Origin of the sequence: Halomonas pelophila (assembly GCF_040196315.1) — a bacterium.
Lineage (GTDB): Bacteria > Pseudomonadota > Gammaproteobacteria > Pseudomonadales > Halomonadaceae > Halomonas > Halomonas pelophila.
The window spans coordinates 223,163-237,076 of record NZ_JBEGCI010000004.1 but is presented as its reverse complement, the minus strand read 5'-3'; the positions used below and the strand labels follow the sequence as shown (position 1 = coordinate 237,076).

The following is a 13,914-nucleotide window of genomic DNA, read 5'->3' as shown; positions in this document are numbered from 1 at the left end:
AATTATGTATGAGGTGGTCTTGTGACAATGATTGGTCAAGTTGATAAAGGTGATGCTGTGAAAATAGAAGATGTTCGCTTGGGAGTGATTGGATTAGGTTATGTAGGATTGCCCTTAGCAGTTGAGTTCGCAAAAACTATTCCGACTGTAGGGTTTGATATTAACTCCAGTCGAATCGAAGAACTCCGTGATGGTATGGACTCTACCCTAGAGGTAGAGTCGGAGTTACTTTTGCAAGCGAAATATTTAAGTCTTGAAAGTGATTTTGAGGTTTTGAAAGAGTGCAATGTTTTTATTGTTACCGTGCCTACCCCGATTGATGACTCTCGAAGGCCGGACCTGATCCCTTTAATCAAGGCAAGCGAAACGCTAGGTAAGGTAGTTAAACGTGGCGATGTGGTTATCTATGAAAGCACCGTTTATCCCGGGGCTACAGAAGAGGACTGCATGCCAGTAATTGAACGAGTTTCAGGATTGATATATAACCAAGATTTTTTCGGTGGATATAGCCCAGAAAGGATTAATCCAGGTGATAAACAGCATAGGCTAACTACAATTAAGAAAGTAACTTCTGGGTCCACTCCAGAGGTGGCTGATTTTGTTGATTCACTTTACCGTCGTGTGATCACTGCTGGTACTCATAAAGCCAGCTCAATTGCGGTTGCTGAAGCTGCCAAAGTTATAGAAAATACCCAGCGGGACATCAATATCGCGCTGATCAATGAGTTGGCAGTGATCTTTAAGCGCTTGGGAATAGATACCGAAGAAGTTCTAGAGGCCGCTGGCACTAAGTGGAACTTCCTGCCGTTCCGCCCTGGCTTAGTGGGAGGGCACTGCATAGGTGTTGATCCCTACTATCTTACCCACAAGGCTGAGCAGGTCGGGTACCATCCAGAGATTATACTCGCAGGTCGGCGTATCAACGACAATATGGGTGCCTATGTGGTCAGCCAACTTGTTAAGCACATGATCAAACAGCGGATTCACGTTGAAGGCGCTCGGGTGCTGGTCATGGGGCTCACATTTAAGGAAAATTGCCCAGACCTGCGGAACACTCGCGTTGTGGACATCCTGCGCGAACTGGCTGATTATAACGTGGCGGTAGATGTCTACGACCCACAGGTTAATAAAGATGAGGCAGAGTATGAGTATGGGATCCGTCCTGTAGTGCGCCCCGATACTGGCGCCTATGATGCTATGATCCTCGCCGTGGCCCATCGCGAGTTCAACGACCTGGGCGTCGAGGTTATACGCAGTTGGGGCAAGTCAGAGCACGTACTTTATGACCTGAAATATCTGCTGCCTAAGGATTCTGTAGACCTTCGGCTTTAACTTTGAAAAGGGATTGTATGAACTACTATAATCAGCTTTTAGAAAAATTGAAGAATAGTCCGCGGACATGGTTGGTGTCTGGTTGTGCTGGATTTATAGGCAGTAACTTGGTAGAAGCACTACTCAAGCTTGATCAGCGAGTGGTGGGGCTGGATAATTTTGCCACCGGCTTCCAAGCGAATATTGACGAGGTCTCTGAATTAGTCTCTAAAGAACAGTGGGCGCGCTTCCGCTTTATAGAAGGTGATATTTGTGATCTGATAACCTGCCAAAAAGCTATGTATTTTGAAGGTAAGCCGGTCGATCACGTGTTGCATCAAGCTGCACTAGGCTCAGTTCCACGCTCCATTGCAGACCCTATCGCTACCAATGCTGCCAATATCTCTGGGCAACTTACTATGATGGTGGCTGCGAAAGATGCAGGCGTTAAGAGTTTTGTCTATGCCGCTTCTAGTTCTACCTACGGTGACCATCCAGCACTACCCAAGTTAGAAGATCGTACAGGTAAGCCGCTTTCTCCTTATGCGGTAACCAAGGTGGTCAACGAAATGTATGCCGATGTTTTTTCTAGTACATATGGCTTTAAAGCGACAGGATTGCGCTACTTTAATGTTTTTGGTAAGCGTCAAAATCCCAATGGTGCTTATGCTGCTGTCATCCCTAAATGGGCCGGAGCAATGATGACCGGTGATGATTTATATATCAATGGTGATGGAAAAACTAGTCGCGATTTTTGCTATATTGAGAATGCAGTGCAAGCTAACCTTTTGGCAGCTACTGCTATAAAGGAAGTTCAAGGTGAAGTTTTTAATGTGGCTGTAGGTGATTGTACTACCTTGAGCCAGCTATTCAAATATTTGGGAGAGGCACTGTCTTCACATTATATTAGTTATGTTAAGCCACCGGTTTATAGGGATTTCCGACCCGGTGATGTACGCCACTCACAGGCGGATATCGGCAAAGCGCAACGGCTTCTTGGTTATGCTCCGACTCACACCATATCCGATGGAATAGCTGAAGCTATGCCGTGGTATATATCTTACTACCAGCAGTAGTTAAATAGTTCTTATGCGGTTGCTTGCTGTCTTGATTTTCCACAGTGTGCGTGGTTCATGGTATTTACATAAGTGGTTTTACAAGCAGTCAGCCTGACATGAAGTGAGGATGGGTATCCGACAGCGTTTGCAGCGCCTTCTCGATACAGCGGGCCTGCCGGGGACGGAGTGCCGGGCAGTCGAGGGAGGACAACAAGCGATTGGTATGGCGGATGTTCATGATGCTGCCTCCTCACCAAGCTGCTTGTGCAGGGTGACGACGGCATCCAGGGCGCCTTTGTCTTCGCTGCCGGGCTGGCAGGCCGCTTCATGCAACGGCTGGATCAATGTCTGCTGTTCAGGATGCCGAGACAGAATGTGGGCGTAGTAGCTGGCCTCGCCCACCGCCGCTTGCATGTCGAGCTTCAGGCGGTGGCATTCATGAGCCAGAAACTCGGCAAAGTCCCGAGAGGTCTCCATCGCGCTCGAGGCGGGTAGACGCGCGACTTCTGTTGCACTCGTCGCCGTCGCATTGTGGTGTTGCGATAAGCGGTAGAAGGCTCAGGAGAAGGTGTGATCTTGCCCAGCAACATTGGACATCTCGTTAAGGCAGTACACTCAACGAGGTGTCCCGTGGCAAGGCAAGCTACTCCGATGAAGAAGCAACACGCCCGTTACTCCGATGCCTACCGCAAGGAGGCGCTCGCCCTCGCTGACCGCGTAGGGGTCGCTGCCGCTGCCCGTGAATTAGGTCTACAGCCCAGCCAGCTCTACCAGTGGCGCGCGTAAGCGGTCCACCAACCCCATCTTCTGCAGCTGAATAGTGTCCATAGACTGGTGTCATCCGATAGCAAGGTGGGCACCATGACTGGCCTCGACACAGGCCTTCTGGCTGAGCCATCTGTTTCATGCCTCTCAGGGAAAACACATGGAAAACTGCTCTACAACGGGCTTCGTGGCGATTTATCAGTAGTAGCTAATGCTGTCATCTAATAGCTTTTTCTCATTGATGACCCGATGCTGACACCATCTCTTATGCACCACTTATCGATCGTTCCCGACTTCCGCTAGGCTTGGAAAGTGCGGCTTCAGCTGTCGGATATACGGTTTTTATCCGTCTGTGCGGTGACATGTGACGCGGAGGAATGGGATGAGATTGATGATTTTGGCGACGCGAAGCTCGACTTCCCCGCAGTACGGCGATTTTGAGGCCGGCGCCCCCAGCCATGACACTTTTGCCAGGGTGATGGCGCTGGTCAATACAGATCAGCTCCAAAGCGCCTTTGCCGAGTGGGTGATGGCTTGCCACGACTTAACAGAAGGCGCGGTGGTGACCATCGACGGCAAGACCTTGCGTCGGTCGTACTGCCGCGGGCAGGGGCAAGGAAGGGGGCGATCCATATGGTAAGTGCTTTCAGCGCGGCGAATGGGGTGGTGCTGTGTCAGGTCAAGACAGCGGAGAAATCCAACGAGATTACGGCGATTCCCGATCTGCTCAAGCTTCTCAATCTACAATGTGGCGGTGTCACAAGGAGCGATCCGTATGGTTGTACCGCTCAAGCCAGGTATATGTGTCTGTTCCCGTGTGATTGACCATCCGCCCGGGAAATCACTCAAGTTGCTTGGTCTGCCATTCTTCCATCACCTCAATAGGTAATTGATACTTCAGCGCCTTCTGCGGGATGTGATGATTGTAGAACCACGTGCAACGTTTCAGCGTTTGCTCTAACGCAGATCATAGCACTGCGTCGCCAGCACGTCGCTGAGACGGGCCTTGGAGCGCTCTAGGGGAAACGCAGGCGCCCCGGCCATTGGGCGGGGCGCGTGGGTGGGAAGCTAGGGTGTTAGCCCGCGCTGCGCTCGAGCTCGTGCAGGGCCGCACGGGCCAGGAAGCCGGAGCGGCTCTTGAACTCGCTATGGCGTGCGACGGCGCTGTCGATGCGCTTGATGAGTAAGTCCGGCAGGGTGACGTTGACCTTGTGGCTTTTACCCAGATAGGGGGTCATGTCGATCTCGACCGCAGCCCATACCCAGCCAGCATAGTCGGGATTTGCGAGGTGCTGCTCGATGGCGCTGGCTGAAGGGATGGGGTCGCCGTGATCGGCCAGGCTCTCGAGGTGGCCCTCGATGGCTTCACGAGCGTTGTCGACCGCCTCGTCGAAAGAGTCGCCCGCCGAGAAACAGCCCGGCAGGTCGGGGACAGCCACGCTATAGGCGTGATGTTCATCACCCACTTCAATAGCGATAGGATAGTGCATGTCATGTCTCCTGTGACGGACCGATGATGGCCGGGCTCACTTGAGGCCGGCTTGCTTCCTGATCCCCTGTATCAAGCCCTTTTTCATATCCTTCTTCGGGTGAGGCACCGTGATAGTGCCGGGCTTGGTGGGGTGCCGGAAGTGGTGATGGCTGCCTTTGATGCGATCCAGCCTCCAGCCATCCGCTTCCAGTTCCTTGATCAGTTCACCGCTCTTCACCCTCGGCTCCCTGCCATCTTATATTGGGGTTATCGTAACCCCTGTCTATCCTCGAGAGCAAGGTTTCAATAACCCCGATAACTCTGTCAGCCGTAGATCGCCATCCTCGCCGAGCTGGTGAGCACGCGTTCGCGCATATCGTGGCTGATCTCGGTGATCAGCCAGGCGGTGGCGTCGATCTCGAGTTTCCAGCCCCTGAGGAGCACCTGTGTCTTAGGGTAGAGCTCGGGGCGACGGCGAGGGTGGGGTGACTATCCTGGGGTCAGTCGTGACCCTGGCAGTATCCAGTATCGCCGCTCATGGCACGGCCGGGGAGGTGGCTGCTGGCCATCGCGTAGGGCTTGCGAGTTCTAGCGCTGCCGAACTGCTTGCACAGGGCAATCAGGCGCTTTTCGACGGCCACGTCGTCTCTGCTGATTTCTTCGGCTGCTAACGGCTTATGCCGCTGCTCACCAAGATGGTGGCCAACGACGCCGCCGCAGCACAGGCCTTTACCGTGGCATGAATCACCGCCCAGGCTTTCGGCGCCGATCCATTGGCCTTCACATGGCGGTGGCCTTAGGCGCCAGCGCCAGCCTCCTTCTCCCCTATGGATATCAGGCCCATCTGATGGTCTCCCATCCCGGGCGCTACAGCATGGTGGGATTTCTTCGTGTGGACATGCAGGTCAGTCTGGCCTATTCGGCGTACTTGCTGCTACTTACGCCACAAGCCGTCCCATTCTGATGTGAAATGGCCAAGCTCGCTGATACCATCCGCCCAAGTTGGAGGAGTTCCTTCATTATCGATACCTCGGACAGCAGAACATGCAGCGTGCAGGGCACGGTTTGAGCCACATGGCGCAATCCGTGCGCGGCAAGGGCCGACAAGGACGAGGGGCTGATGTAAGATGCAACCGGACGCGGAGAGTTGATGGAAGGCATGGATGTGACATACCCGTATGAACGTCGCCACTCTAGGTGGTATGAGCAATTTCTGCTGGGACTGCCCTTTCAGCTGCTGGTAGGGCTATCGCTGGTGATTGCTCTTCCGTCGCTTGAGCGGTGGGGCTGGGGCTTCTGGCAGGTGCTGCCGGATCACCGCGTCAATACTATCTTGGCTATCGGCGTGGCTTTCGTGACTATCGTACTGTGTCTACGCCGCTTCACGCGCTTTCCCGGTGTTCAGGTTGCGGCCTACATAGCGCCTACCGTTAGTCTGGCCTTTCTCGTGGTGGTTGCCATTCTCTTCTTCACGAGGGAAGAGTATACGCGCCAGGTGCTGTTTACGGGCTATCTGGCCTCGCTGATCTGGTTTTTTGCTGGCTACTTCATCGGAAGGCGCTATCGGCGATTGAAGATTGCGGTGGTGCCGGCAGGTCAGGCGTTGAAGTTACAACCCTCGCCGCACGTCGAGCTACGTCATCTAAGTTCCCCAGAACCGGATGGCACGCGTTACGATGCCATCGTGGCCGATCTGCGGAGTGAAAGCCTGGGTGCAGAGTGGGAAAAGTTTTTGGCAGAGTGCACCCTGTGTCGTATTCCCGTATATCACGTTCGCCAGATGCAGGAGTCGATCAGCGGCCGCGTGCGAATCGATCATCTATCGGAGAATGAGTTCGGCTCGTTGTTGCCGTCGGCCATATACGCAAGCTTCAAGCGAGTTTTTGACATCATAGGGGCATTGCTGTTGCTTCCCGCTCTTACCCCAATCATGTTGGTCACAGCCTTCGCAATCAGGCGGGATAGCCCGGGACCCGCGCTGTTTTTGCAGCAGCGCATGGGGTATCGCGGCGTGCCCTTCAAAGTATTCAAGTTTCGCAGCATGTACATTGATCAGCGCGGCAAGGGCTTTACCGATGGAGATGATGACCCACGTATTACGCGTGTCGGTAAGGTGATTCGCAAGTATCGCCTAGATGAGCTTCCCCAGTTGCTCAATGTGCTGAAAGGTGAGATGAGTTTCATCGGGCCCCGTCCAGAGTCGATGGAGTTGTCGGAATGGTACGAGCGCGATGTCCCTTTTTTCAGATATCGCCATGTGGTCAGACCGGGTATTTCCGGCTGGGCTCAGGTCGAGCAGGGGTATGCGGCTGAAGTGGATGGCATGATCACCAAGCTGCAGTATGATTTTTTCTATATCAAACACTTCTCGCTGTGGTTGGATATCCTTATCGCTTTCAAGACATTAAGGACGATCTTTACCGGTTATGGTTCCCGGTGATGATTTCAGTTGGTTAATGGCGCTTGCAAATGCCATCTTTCAGGGCTTGGAAAGAGGCTGTCAGGAGATTCCCTACAGCAGTATCGGTAATCGATTCTTCACCTGGCGGGCATCGGTCGGCTGGATCGTGGAGGAGCCACGGTTGAGTGGGGAATAAAGGCGTAACCTGGTGACGGCCGAGACGCAGCGGTTGTGGTGTTTTGATAAGAGCCTGCCTATCGTAAAAGTGACGTAAAATCAGGGTGATATGGCCATCGGTGTGACCAAAAGACTCGGCCAAGTGCCGGGTCTTTTGGGTTGCGGCTGAAGTGACCCACTCCAGAACTGCACAGGTTATAGTGCAGCCATCAGCCGGGCTGGGTGCGCGACGAAAACTCCATAAAAAACGATGGACCATGAAAAGCTAGATCGCCGTCGCAATGGACATCTTCAAGATCCAGTCCACTGCTGGTGGGCAAGATCAACGTCTTTTGTACTCAATTCTGGTAGCATGCGCCTCCATCTGAATTCTCGTTATAGGCGCTGGCGTGAGACACCCCATTTCCATTCTCGACTCTTCTCTGGCTCCCGCTTGGAGGGCCCCCACATCGCTGTGGTGGGCTGGCCTGGCGGGAGTCATGCTTTTTGCTGCTCTTAGGCTGGTGCTGCCCGAGGCCGGAGAAACGGCCGGAACGCTGATGGCGTTGGCGGGACTAATAGCGGCTCTTGCCTGGGGGAAGGGAGTTCGCTCGTCGGCGCCTTTCTGGCTGCTGCTGGGCGCCATCATGGTTCAGCTGATCAGTTGGGTGGCGGGCTATTTTCACCATCCTGAGTGGATGACGGACAATCCCCAGCTCGATCGACTAGCCAAGTGGTTCCTCTTCATCGGCGTGGCCTGGTGGCTTGGTGGCAGCACACGGTTGACCTTGTGGACCTGGGCGTTTGGCGTGGCGGGCTTTCTGGCCGCCGTGTGGTTGGCCGATGAAAGCCTCGCCGCTTGGATGCGAGGGCTGGCCGGGGGGCGTGTCGACTTCGGCATCCGTAATGCGCAGCATACGGCGTTGTTCTTCGGCGCGGCACTGATCGGCCTGCTGTGTTTCTCGCAGCGGTGCCTCACGGGCGGAAAGCTAGCTTGGCTACGTCGCATAAGCTGGCTGCTTGCGACGGCCATGTGCCTCATCGGGGTAGGCATTACCCAGACGCGGGCCGTATGGTTGGCCATGCTGGTCGTGTTGCTGGTTTTAGTCGCGGTATTCGGTCTGCATCATTTCGCTGGCAGATCGACGACGGGCTTTAAAAAATCTGCCTGGATTGTCGTTGCCGCGGTATGCCTGGTTGTGGTGTCGGCGGGGTGGGCGTTCAAGGGCACCGTTGAAAAGCGGCTGGAACGCGAAAACGCCATCATTGTTCAGGCCATGGAGGGAGATTGGAAGGAGATTCCCTACAGCAGCATCGGCAATCGACTGCTCTCCTGGCGGGCATCGTTTGACTGGATCGCGGAGCGACCCATGGTCGGGTGGGGGGAAGAGGGGCGTAGCCTGGTGACGACCGAGACGGCGTGGTTGCCTCCCCAGACCCGAAACAATTATGGCCACCTGCACAATACCCTGCTGGAGCTCTTGGTCAGCTATGGGGCGCTGGGCTTGCTCGTGATGGTCTCTCTCGTTGCCTGGATCGGGATGGGCACGTGGAAAGCCTGGCGATCGGGCGTGATGCCGGGGGATATGGCATGTTTCGGTTTGCTGTTCTTCGTCTTCTACCTGGTGGTGAGCCAGTTCGAGTCCTACAGCTTCTTCTGGACCGGGACCTACCTCCAGGCGCTGGTGTTAGGGGGGCTGGTGACTCACATCTGGCGCTGGCAGGTGGAAAGCGGCCAGCGTGTCTTCTGCTGGCCTGGCCGCTCAGTATTTGCCTGATACACCAATACCCTTTATAAAATCTTCGCCGGAGACCACGGCAAAGGTTTCATGCGCCTTGATGTGCGTCTGGTAGTAATCGTGGTGACCATAGTCCTTCCAGGCGGCCTTCTCCAGGCCGCTTGAGCGTCGCTTCAGCCAGCGTTTGATACGCTTTTCCATACCCAGCTGCGCCCTCAGGTCGTGCATGCTGTCGAGGGCGACGGCCTTCTCTCGCTGTGCCTCCCTATTCAGCTCCTCGCTGTAGATGCCCCAGGGCCCTAGCTTGGACTCGGTGATAGAGAGCGGCCAGACGCCTGCGGCGGCGTGGGCGGGTCCGCGGGGAAAGCCGCGGATGCCTCCCAGGTGGTTGGCATAGAGCAGTAAGCTTTCGGGCAGGTGGTTGGCCCCCTGCAGGGCGAGCGCGGTGGCTTTGGCGGCCGCTACATGATCCGGGTGAGGGTCGATCTCCGGGTGGGTCACGACCACAGTATCGGGTTGAATCTTGGCCAGAAGCTCGCAAAGGTCTTCAAGCAAGTGTTCACCGCGGTTGGCCGGTGCAGGGTCTGAGCCCAGTCGGTAGTGATTCCACTGTCGAAACTCGCCCGGGTTGAGAGTAGGGTCGCCCCGCGAGGGCACATCGAGACTGGGTGCCTCCAGCAGCTGCGGTAGGGTGTCGTTAAAATAGCCAAGCATGATCAACCGCTCGGCGGGCACGCCTGCCAACAGCGGGGTGGTGGCGCTGTTCCAGGCGCGGATGCGCCCCTTGCGTCGGCTCGCGCTTTGGGTGTCATCGTCAAGACTGGGCAGGTACTGACGATCGAGGCGTTTCTGCCGTTCGCCTGCGGTCAACGTGACGATCCAGACGTTGTCATGCCGTTGGCGATAGAGGCCATAGGCGGCGAGCTCTGCATCGTCGGGATGCGGGGCGATGATCAGGATCGGCCCCTTGTCCAGGTGGGGCTTTCGAAAGCCGAGCAGCCTGGCGGTGGGGGCCAGTCGGCAGCGCTCGCTGACAAGCGATAGCGTATCGAGTGACGTGATGCCGGCCAGGTTCAGCAGGCGTTGCCCCGTCTGGCCTGGCTCCAGAAATTGGGTGAACAGCCGTGCCTCGCCTTGGCGTGTGGTCACGGCGGGCAGGCGCCAGCGGCTCGAGGCGCGATACTCCACCTCGAGCAGCCAGCTGTAGTCTTTCGGCAGTTGGGGGGGCTCGCCATCATTGACGCTCAGCCGACCACCAGTATCGAGGCGCGACGGTATCGTCAGGTCCGGTGCCAGGGGGAGGTGATGGTCGTGTCGCTGCATGCTGACTAAGGCTCCCGAGGAACAGGAATGAGATCGATGAAGGCGTCGACAATGCGCGCCTCGGAGAAGTGTTCCGCCCAAGCGGGATTGATCTCGACTGGAGCCTCTACGGCTTCGCATATCTTGGCGCCTAGGCTGTCAGCATCGTAAGTCGCGAGCAGGCGGCGCTGTTCGCCCACCAGCACTTCACGAATGCCTCCCGGGACGTCGGTGGCTACGCACTGGGTGCCTAGCGCCAGCGCCTCGATCAGCACCAGGCCAAGCCCCTCGAAGCGAGAGCTGAGGACAAAGGCCGTGGCATCTGCGACCCATGGATAGGGGTTTTCCAGCGTGCCGAGAAAATGCACGACATTGTTTACCTCAAGGCGCTTCGCGTGGGCTTCCAGGGCATGCCGCTCTGAGCCGTCACCGATGATCACCAGAGGTAGTGACAGGCCAAGTTGACGGGCCTTCGCATAGGCATCGAGCAGCAGAGCCTGCTGCTTGACGGGGACTAGTCGCGCGACATGCACGAGGTACGGGGCCTGAATCTCCGGGTCGCGAGGTTCCCCTGCCAGTTGCGCGAGGCGCCTCAATGGCACGGCGTTGTGAATCACGCGGCTGTCGGCAACCTGGGCATCGTTCTGTTTGAGATACTGCTCCAGCGCCTGCTGTACGCCGTGAGAGACGCAGACGACCTGATGCTTCTGGTAGAGGCATCGCGCCAGCCAGCGAGCCAGCCAGCCGCTGAATCTGCCGGTCACTGCCTCGACGATGCGCCAGGCGCGCGGATCGCGATACTGCCACAGCAGTTCGAAGGCGCCCTGGCCACGGATCAGGATGAGATCGAAGCGTCCGTATCGCGATTCGATTTCGGCCACGAACGCCTCGAACGCCCGACTGCAGCGTAGGCCCTGCCAGACGAATCCTGAACCGGGCAGCAGCGGCTTCAACGCCAGCCGGCTGAGCAGGTGCCAGGTCATGCCCATGACACCACGGCGCTGCTCCCGGTCGAGATCGCGGCAGTGGACGGTGACGTGGTGATCCGGCAGCCGCTCAGGCTGGCCCTTGAGCACCAGCAGGTGCACGTCATGGCCTTGGGACGCCATGGCATTGGCCAGGGTCAGGGTGGCCTGCTCAATGCCTCCCGTGCCAAGGCGGCGTAGGGTGATCAGGATGCGTTGCGGTCGTGCGCTTTTATAGGGCAATACGATGTAACCGGGTGCGGAATATCCGAAGCGAATATACCATGCACCGTTAACCTGCGTAATGCTGCAAGATCCTGACCTGTTGGGAAAAGGGCAAGCTGAAGGAGAGTTTTTATTAACCTGCAACATTTCAAGGCATTGATTCAGGAAGAGGCCTTCAAGGCAGGACAAGGCTGGTCGTGGTGGCGTCTCTTACGTCATGTGTGCGCAGGCAAGCCAGCCGTTCGGGCCGTGGCTCGGATACGGCTGGCACAGTGGCTGCAACATTCGGGTGCCAGAGGTCTGGCGCGATGGATGTTCCAGGGTCTTGCCATGCGATTTGGTGTCTATGTTGGGCCAAGGAGCGTAATGGGGGCGGGGCTGCACTTTTCGCATCCGACGTCGGTGGTGATCGGTGACCGGTTGGTGCTGGGAGAGCGCTGTCGGCTCTATCAGCAGGTGACGTTGGCTGGCGCCCCCGGCGGGGAGGAAGCGTTTCCGCGCTTGGGAAACGACGTCGTCGTTTATCCCGGTGCCAAGGTGATTGGCGAGGGGCGAGTGGGCAACAACGTGATCATTGGTGCCAACGCCGTCGTGAATCGTTCCTTCGGCGACAATGTGGTGCTGGCCGGGGTGCCTGCACGGATCGTCAAGCGGCTCGAGCCTGTCGACGAGTCATCTTTGTCATAGACTATGGCTACTTCTCATCAGAGTGGCTCATCGCCACAGATCTCGGAGCAGCGTTTCGGCCTGCCGACGATATACCTCCCCCCTTAGCTTGTTCACCGTCAACGAACGCTTCAGCGCCGGCCACTGGTCGGCGCTTTTCGTTGGCAACCGGCGCACATGGGCATCGATCCAGAGAACCTCGTCTTGCTCGTCAATCAGCAGGTTGTTGTAGTGCAGGTCGCGGTGCACGTAGCCGGCGTGGGCGAGCCGGGCCACCTCCCGGCAGAAGCGCTCCAGGAAGGCGAGACGCCCCGGTTCGTCCCGCTCGTCGAAGACCTCGCCGCCCGGCCTCGCGTTCTGCACGTGCTCCATCAACAGCAGCGAGCCGTTACGGTTGCCGGGGTTGAGCGACACCCCCCAGCCGTGACAACGGGGCGTGGCGAGGCCGGCACGATGCAGGACCTGCAGGCTGAGATACTCCTTGCGGGCGTCGGACTGGCCCAGCCAGCGCTTCTCGAGGTAGTCCCTCAGCAGCCACTTGAACGGGGCCTCGCGCCGGGGAAATTTGTCCGGCACCACCTTGGCGAGGATCTGCTGGTCGGCGGATACGTAGAAACGGCTGCTGCCCACGGCCTCGAAGGCCTGGGTGGTGGTGGTGCTTTGGAGCGCCAGCCGATCCGGCAGGCCGTCCGGATGGACGACCAGGTAGCGGCGGCGCCGATCATTGAAGGGGATATCCAGCAGTTTCACGTCATGTCCCGATGATGGAGTCTGTAATCACAGCGCCTCGAACTGGGGCAGCACGCTTTCCTTGAGGAATTGCCGATAGTGGCGCTCCTCGATCTCGACCGGGGCCTGGTCCATGCGCGCGATCGCATCGGCCAGGCCCTTTTCGTTATCGGGCGCGACCAGAAACTCAGCGAGTTCCTGTGTGAGGATCTCTCTTGGGCCACTGGGGCAGTCCACGCTGATCACCGGGGTGTGCAGCAGCAGGGCCTCGAGGAGCACCCGGGGCAGACCCTCGGCATCGGAGGCGAGAATCATCGCCCTGGCCCGGGCGATCCAGGGGTAGGGGTTGTGATGATAGCCGGTGAGGGTCACGCGATCGCTCAGGCCGAGCTCGAGGATCTGCTCGCGGATCGCGGCTTCGTGCTCCGGCTTGCCCTTGCCCATGATCACGAGTGGCGTGACGACCCCGCTCTCGGCATAGGCGCGCAGCAGGCGGTCGTGTCGCTTGCGGGGCTCCAGGGCCGCCACGCAGAGGAAATATTCGCCCTCGGGCAACTCGGCGGGCTCTTCCGCCATCGCGACGAAGGGCTCGCGCTCGTAGGGGTTGTAGATGGGGATGATCCGCTCGGCCTCGAGGCCCACCACGCGTTCCAGGTTCTCCTTCACGCCTTGTGAGACGGCGATGACCTGCCGGCCGCCGTAGAAGCGGCGTACCTTTTCGAAGGCGCGCTCGCGCTGTCGTGGATCGCTGAACTTGGCCGATACGTCGGACTTCACCCAGAAGTAGAGGTTGTGGTGTCTCAGGTGGCGGGTGATCTTGTCGCAGGAGCAGGAGATCACCACGTCGGGGCGCCAGGCCTCCAGGGCGCGGGCGATGCGTGAGGCCTGCCACTTCTCGGTGAGCACCGTGGTGGTGGCCTTGGTGAAGGCGGTGACCACCTCGAGGTTCTCGATCTCTAGCCCTTCCGGCAGGCGGTGCTCGATGCGCTCGCGCAGGGTGAAGACGATGACATCGTGACCGCGCTGGCGCAGCTGATCCGCCGTGTAGAGCAGCGATTTCTGGGCGCCGCCGCCATAGAGGTCCTCGATGACGAAAGCGAAGCGTTTTTGGGCCATGGGGATCTCG

14 protein-coding genes and 2 pseudogenes are annotated in these 13,914 nt (G+C 57.6%); 7 read left to right on the top strand and 9 right to left on the bottom strand.

Features of this window, described 5'->3' with window-relative positions; genetic code table 11:
* Positions 1 to 27 precede the first annotated feature (27 nt).
* Both tviB and ABE957_RS06115 read left to right on the top strand, forming a co-directional pair.
* Positions 28 to 1,332, top strand: coding sequence for a Vi polysaccharide biosynthesis UDP-N-acetylglucosamine C-6 dehydrogenase TviB (gene tviB, locus ABE957_RS06120; protein ID WP_349757867.1), 1,305 nt, complete (start codon positions 28 to 30; stop codon positions 1,330 to 1,332).
* Positions 1,333 to 1,349: 17 nt separating this feature from the next.
* On the top strand, positions 1,350 to 2,387 hold the full coding sequence (locus ABE957_RS06115; RefSeq protein ID WP_349757794.1) for an SDR family oxidoreductase: 1,038 nt from the start codon (positions 1,350 to 1,352) through the stop codon (positions 2,385 to 2,387).
* A gap of 88 nt (positions 2,388 to 2,475) precedes the next feature.
* Here the strand turns inward: ABE957_RS06115 and ABE957_RS06110 are convergent, their stop codons facing one another.
* Positions 2,476 to 2,607, bottom strand: a complete 132-nt coding sequence (locus tag ABE957_RS06110) for a hypothetical protein (protein ID WP_349757793.1) — start codon at positions 2,605 to 2,607, stop codon at positions 2,476 to 2,478.
* A complete protein-coding gene (locus ABE957_RS06105) occupies positions 2,604 to 2,846 on the bottom strand; it encodes a VspR family transcription factor (RefSeq protein ID WP_349757792.1) in 243 nt (80 codons plus the stop codon). Before ABE957_RS06105 ends, ABE957_RS06110 begins: the two co-directional genes overlap by 4 nt.
* Positions 2,847 to 3,020: 174 nt before the next feature.
* Between ABE957_RS06105 and ABE957_RS06100 the strand changes: the two are divergent.
* Positions 3,021 to 3,152 (top strand): annotated as a pseudogene (locus ABE957_RS06100) (transposase); the annotation flags it as partial.
* Between the two features lie 364 nt (positions 3,153 to 3,516).
* Entirely contained in the window at positions 3,517 to 3,774 is a 258-nt protein-coding gene (locus ABE957_RS06095; protein WP_349757791.1) for a transposase family protein, read from the top strand.
* A gap of 201 nt (positions 3,775 to 3,975) precedes the next feature.
* Here ABE957_RS06095 and ABE957_RS18150 read toward each other — a convergent pair.
* From ABE957_RS18150 to ABE957_RS06085, 3 genes and pseudogenes are all read right to left on the bottom strand, one after another.
* Positions 3,976 to 4,154 (bottom strand): annotated as a pseudogene (locus tag ABE957_RS18150) (IS481 family transposase); the annotation flags it as partial.
* Positions 4,155 to 4,210: 56 nt separating this feature from the next.
* Complete coding sequence (locus tag ABE957_RS06090; RefSeq protein ID WP_349757790.1) at positions 4,211 to 4,624, bottom strand: type II toxin-antitoxin system HicB family antitoxin; 414 nt, start codon at positions 4,622 to 4,624, stop codon at positions 4,211 to 4,213.
* A 36-nt stretch (positions 4,625 to 4,660) separates the two neighbouring features.
* Positions 4,661 to 4,843 (bottom strand): type II toxin-antitoxin system HicA family toxin, encoded by a 183-nt coding sequence (locus ABE957_RS06085; RefSeq protein ID WP_349757789.1) that lies wholly within the window; start codon positions 4,841 to 4,843, stop codon positions 4,661 to 4,663.
* A 912-nt stretch (positions 4,844 to 5,755) separates the two neighbouring features.
* On the opposite strand from ABE957_RS06085, the gene ABE957_RS06080 reads away from it, so the two are divergent.
* Entirely contained in the window at positions 5,756 to 7,045 is a 1,290-nt protein-coding gene (locus ABE957_RS06080; RefSeq protein WP_349757788.1) for an exopolysaccharide biosynthesis polyprenyl glycosylphosphotransferase, read from the top strand.
* Between the two features lie 617 nt (positions 7,046 to 7,662).
* Positions 7,663 to 8,940, top strand: coding sequence for an O-antigen ligase family protein (locus ABE957_RS06075; protein WP_349757787.1), 1,278 nt, complete (start codon positions 7,663 to 7,665; stop codon positions 8,938 to 8,940).
* Here ABE957_RS06075 and ABE957_RS06070 read toward each other — a convergent pair.
* Both ABE957_RS06070 and ABE957_RS06065 read right to left on the bottom strand, forming a co-directional pair.
* Positions 8,926 to 10,224 (bottom strand): PIG-L family deacetylase, encoded by a 1,299-nt coding sequence (locus tag ABE957_RS06070; protein WP_349757786.1) that lies wholly within the window; start codon positions 10,222 to 10,224, stop codon positions 8,926 to 8,928. The genes ABE957_RS06075 and ABE957_RS06070 overlap by 15 nt on opposite strands.
* 5 nt (positions 10,225 to 10,229) lie before the next feature.
* Entirely contained in the window at positions 10,230 to 11,582 is a 1,353-nt protein-coding gene (locus ABE957_RS06065) for a glycosyltransferase (RefSeq protein WP_349757784.1), read from the bottom strand.
* A gap of 123 nt (positions 11,583 to 11,705) precedes the next feature.
* Between ABE957_RS06065 and ABE957_RS06060 the strand changes: the two genes are divergently transcribed.
* Positions 11,706 to 12,080 (top strand): serine O-acetyltransferase, encoded by a 375-nt coding sequence (locus tag ABE957_RS06060; protein WP_349757783.1) that lies wholly within the window; start codon positions 11,706 to 11,708, stop codon positions 12,078 to 12,080.
* Between the two features lie 27 nt (positions 12,081 to 12,107).
* On the opposite strand, the gene ABE957_RS06055 is transcribed toward ABE957_RS06060, so the two are convergent.
* Positions 12,108 to 12,809, bottom strand: a complete 702-nt coding sequence (locus tag ABE957_RS06055) for a lipopolysaccharide kinase InaA family protein (RefSeq protein ID WP_349757782.1) — start codon at positions 12,807 to 12,809, stop codon at positions 12,108 to 12,110.
* 27 nt (positions 12,810 to 12,836) lie between these two features.
* Entirely contained in the window at positions 12,837 to 13,904 is a 1,068-nt protein-coding gene (locus tag ABE957_RS06050) for a glycosyltransferase (RefSeq protein WP_349757781.1), read from the bottom strand.
* Positions 13,905 to 13,914: the final 10 nt, after the last annotated feature.

Coding starts and splice junctions, on each gene's coding strand:
- tviB (WP_349757867.1), top strand. CDS start 28: ATGATTGGTCAAGTTGATAAAGGTGATGCTGTGAAAATAGAAGATGTT.
- ABE957_RS06115 (WP_349757794.1), top strand. CDS start 1,350: ATGAACTACTATAATCAGCTTTTAGAAAAATTGAAGAATAGTCCGCGG.
- ABE957_RS06110 (WP_349757793.1), bottom strand. CDS start 2,607: ATGAACATCCGCCATACCAATCGCTTGTTGTCCTCCCTCGACTGCCCG.
- ABE957_RS06105 (WP_349757792.1), bottom strand. CDS start 2,846: ATGGAGACCTCTCGGGACTTTGCCGAGTTTCTGGCTCATGAATGCCAC.
- ABE957_RS06095 (WP_349757791.1), top strand. CDS start 3,517: ATGAGATTGATGATTTTGGCGACGCGAAGCTCGACTTCCCCGCAGTAC.
- ABE957_RS06090 (WP_349757790.1), bottom strand. CDS start 4,624: ATGCACTATCCTATCGCTATTGAAGTGGGTGATGAACATCACGCCTAT.
- ABE957_RS06080 (WP_349757788.1), top strand. CDS start 5,756: ATGGAAGGCATGGATGTGACATACCCGTATGAACGTCGCCACTCTAGG.
- ABE957_RS06075 (WP_349757787.1), top strand. CDS start 7,663: ATGCTTTTTGCTGCTCTTAGGCTGGTGCTGCCCGAGGCCGGAGAAACG.
- ABE957_RS06070 (WP_349757786.1), bottom strand. CDS start 10,224: ATGCAGCGACACGACCATCACCTCCCCCTGGCACCGGACCTGACGATA.
- ABE957_RS06060 (WP_349757783.1), top strand. CDS start 11,706: ATGTTCCAGGGTCTTGCCATGCGATTTGGTGTCTATGTTGGGCCAAGG.
- ABE957_RS06050 (WP_349757781.1), bottom strand. CDS start 13,904: ATGGCCCAAAAACGCTTCGCTTTCGTCATCGAGGACCTCTATGGCGGC.